The sequence below is a fragment of the Candidatus Planktophila sp. genome (assembly GCF_046070465.1).
Lineage (GTDB): Bacteria > Actinomycetota > Actinomycetes > Nanopelagicales > Nanopelagicaceae > Planktophila.
The window spans coordinates 1-3,062 of the sequence record NZ_JBJTMK010000092.1; the positions used below are offsets into that span (position 1 = coordinate 1).

The 3,062-nt window shown below is 48.9% G+C and carries 3 protein-coding genes and 1 pseudogene; all 4 read right to left on the reverse strand.

Features of this window, described 5'->3' with window-relative positions:
* Positions 1–940, reverse strand: a 940-nt coding sequence (locus tag ACKOVI_RS04250) for an ATP-binding cassette domain-containing protein (RefSeq protein ID WP_509602803.1), incomplete at its 3' end; no start/stop codon positions are given.
* Positions 940–1,818 (reverse strand): tRNA pseudouridine(38-40) synthase TruA, encoded by an 879-nt coding sequence (gene truA / locus ACKOVI_RS04255; RefSeq protein ID WP_509602804.1) that lies wholly within the window; start codon positions 1,816–1,818, stop codon positions 940–942. The genes truA and ACKOVI_RS04250, both read right to left, overlap by 1 nt.
* 40 nt (positions 1,819–1,858) lie before the next feature.
* On the reverse strand, positions 1,859–2,218 hold the full coding sequence (gene rplQ, locus ACKOVI_RS04260; protein WP_509602805.1) for a 50S ribosomal protein L17: 360 nt from the start codon (positions 2,216–2,218) through the stop codon (positions 1,859–1,861).
* Positions 2,219–2,230: 12 nt separating this feature from the next.
* A pseudogene (locus ACKOVI_RS04265) lies at positions 2,231–3,025 on the reverse strand (DNA-directed RNA polymerase subunit alpha); the annotation flags it as partial.
* Between the last annotated feature and the right edge of the window lie 37 nt (positions 3,026–3,062).

Genomic DNA, 3,062 nt, shown 5'->3' on the forward strand with positions numbered 1-3,062 from the left:
CGGGTGCGCCAGCTTCTTCAAATTTACGGAGACGAGTCTGCATCGCGTGATATTTATTGGCCATATCAGGAGAGCTTGCTGCCTGAACTTGCAAAGTCTTTACCAAGTTGATAAGTCGTTCGTGCTCTTGCTGCCACCGCAACAACATCTCAGCAAAACGCGCATTACGTGCTTTACGCGCATCGTGCCAGGTCGAGAACTTTCCGCCATGAACCCATGCTGTATTTCCTGTGATTCCCTGCTCTAGCGCAACGATGCGAGTTGCAGTATTTTCAAGGAGTTCACGGTCGTGGCTAACGAAGAAGACGGTCTTCTTGGTTTCATTAATAACTTTCTCAAGCCAACGCTTTGAAGGTACATCAAGGTAGTTATCAGGTTCGTCGAGCATCAGGACTTCTTCGGGGCCTTCAAGTAGCGCTCGGACAACAAGCTTCTTCTGCTCGCCGCCAGATAATGTACTCACTAACCGATCTGCGACTTCATCAAAGGGCTTGCCGAGCATTTCAGTGCAGCAGACATCCCAAATAACTTCGTATTCGTATCCCCCGACATCGCCCCATTCGATAATCGCTTGGGCATAAGCCATCTGTGACTTCTCTGTATTTTCTGCATGCATCGCCTTTTCAGTAGCAATGACTTTTTCAGCAGCATCGCGGATGTTCTTTGGCGCTACCGATAACAAGATTTGTCGCACAGTTGTTTCATCGCGAACAGAGCCAACGAATTGGCGCATAACCCCAAGTCCACCTGTAATGGAGACTTGACCTTCATCTGGCGAGATGTCGCCACAAATCATTCGAATAAGCGTTGTCTTACCTGAACCGTTTGGTCCAATCAGCGCAACCTTTGCGCCATCTCCTACACGAAATGAAACGTCGTTGAGAAGTACCCGACCATCCGATAGGGAGTACTCAACACCTGAAACATCGATGTGTCCCATTACTTCTTCGCCTTGAGCTGGCCATACATGTCGTAAAGATCTCCACGTTTTGCAACGGTGACTCGGGCGCGTTCTAAGAGCTGATCATCGGATGGGTAATCCACTTGATACAAGGTCAAGCCACGCGCTGGAAAAACTAAAGAGTCAGAGACTCGCTCTTTATTGGCTAATAGCTCTGCAATCCATGCGACCGGCTTGCGACCATCTGCCACGCAGACAATTGCGCCTACAAGATTGCGGACCATTGAATAACAGAAAGCATCAGCGACTACATCTGCAATCAATAATCCATCTTCGGTGCGGGTCCATTGATACTTCTCAAGGGTGCGGATTGTTGTGCCGCCTTGCTTGAATTTACAGAATGCCGCGTAATCATGGGTACCAAGAAGAAGCGCGGAAGCTTCATTCATAACCTTCTCATCGAGGTGGCGGTACCACGGTGCAACATCAAAGCGCTGAGCAGGTGTGATGACTTGGTTGTCATCGAGAATCTTGTATGTGTAATAACGGCGAAGCGCTGAAAAGCGGGCATGGAATCCAGAAGGTGCATCCGTGATGTCGAGGATGCGAACATCTTCATCGAGAATTCGGTTGAGTTTGTAGCGAAGGTCTTTATAAGTCAGATCTTTTTCAAAAGCGCTATCTGCAACATCGATATGAATTACCTGTCCTGTGGCATGGACTCCAGCATCGGTACGTCCCGCAACAACTGAATCAACATCGTGGCGAACAATGCGAGCAACGGCTTCTTCGACCATTTCTTGAATAGTGCGCTTACCTGGCTGCGTAGCCCACCCAGAAAATTGAGTTCCATCGTAGGCAATAGCTACGCGCAAACGACGAAACCCGCCCTCTGGGAAGAGAGCGGGTTCGGCCATTGACTGCTATTTCGTATTGTTCGTTGAGATAGGTAACGAATTACTTATCTGTAACGAGCTCGATCACTGCCATAGGAGCGTTATCACCCTTACGTGGACCGATCTTTGTGATGCGTGTGTATCCACCTTCGCGGTTAGCGAAAGTTGGAGCGATCACTGTGAAGAGCTGGTGAACAACGCTCTTGTTAGCAATACGAGCTGCTACTTCACGACGAGCTGAAAGATCGCCCTTCTTACCGAAGGTGATCAACTTTTCAGCCAAAGGACGAAGACGCTTAGCCTTTGCCTCTGTTGTTGTGATCTTGCCGTGCTCGAACAACTGCTCTGCAAGTGTGCGAAGAATCAAGCGCTCATGTGATGGTCCTGAACCCAAACGAGGACCCTTGGTTGGCTTTGGCATGTTATTTCTCCCTTATGCCTGATCCGCGTCAGCGAAGTCTTCATCTGATGCGTTGTAGTTCTGGTGTTGTGATGGATCGAAGCCCGCTGGTGAGTCCTTGAGAGACATTCCCATTGAGTGAAGCTTCGCCTTGATCTCGTCGATTGACTTTGATCCGAAGTTACGGATATCGAGAAGATCCGCTTCTGAGCGATTGATCAACTCGCCAACTGTGTGAATGCCTTCGCGCTTCAAGCAGTTGTATGAGCGAACTGTGAGATCGAGATCTTCGATTGGAAGAGCAAGATCAGCCGCAAGTGCAGCATCGAGAACAGATGGACCCATTTCGATACCTTCTGCATCAACATTGAGTTCGCGTGCGAGACCGAAGAGCTCTACCAATGTCTTACCTGCTGATGCAACTGCATCGCGTGGCTTCATTGATGGCTTTGTCTCAACATCGATAACAAGGCGATCGAAGTCTGTGCGCTGTTCTACACGAGTTGCTTCAACCTTGTATGTGACCTTAAGGACTGGTGAATAGATTGAGTCAACAGGAATGCGACCAATTTCTGCTCCAGCTGCCTTGTTCTGAACTGCTGTTACGTAGCCACGGCCACGCTCGACAGTAAGTTCGATCTCAAGGTTTGCCTTGTCGTTCAGTGTTGCAATGTGAAGCTCTGGGTTGTGAACCTCTACACCTGATGGAACTGCAATGTCAGCACCTGTTACAGCGCCAGCACCAGTCTTACGGATATAGACAACTGATGGCTCATCGTTATCTGATGAGAGAACTAGGTTCTTGATGTTGAGGACGATATCTGTGAGATATTGCACCTGATGAGGGTCAAGTGTCGATTACTGG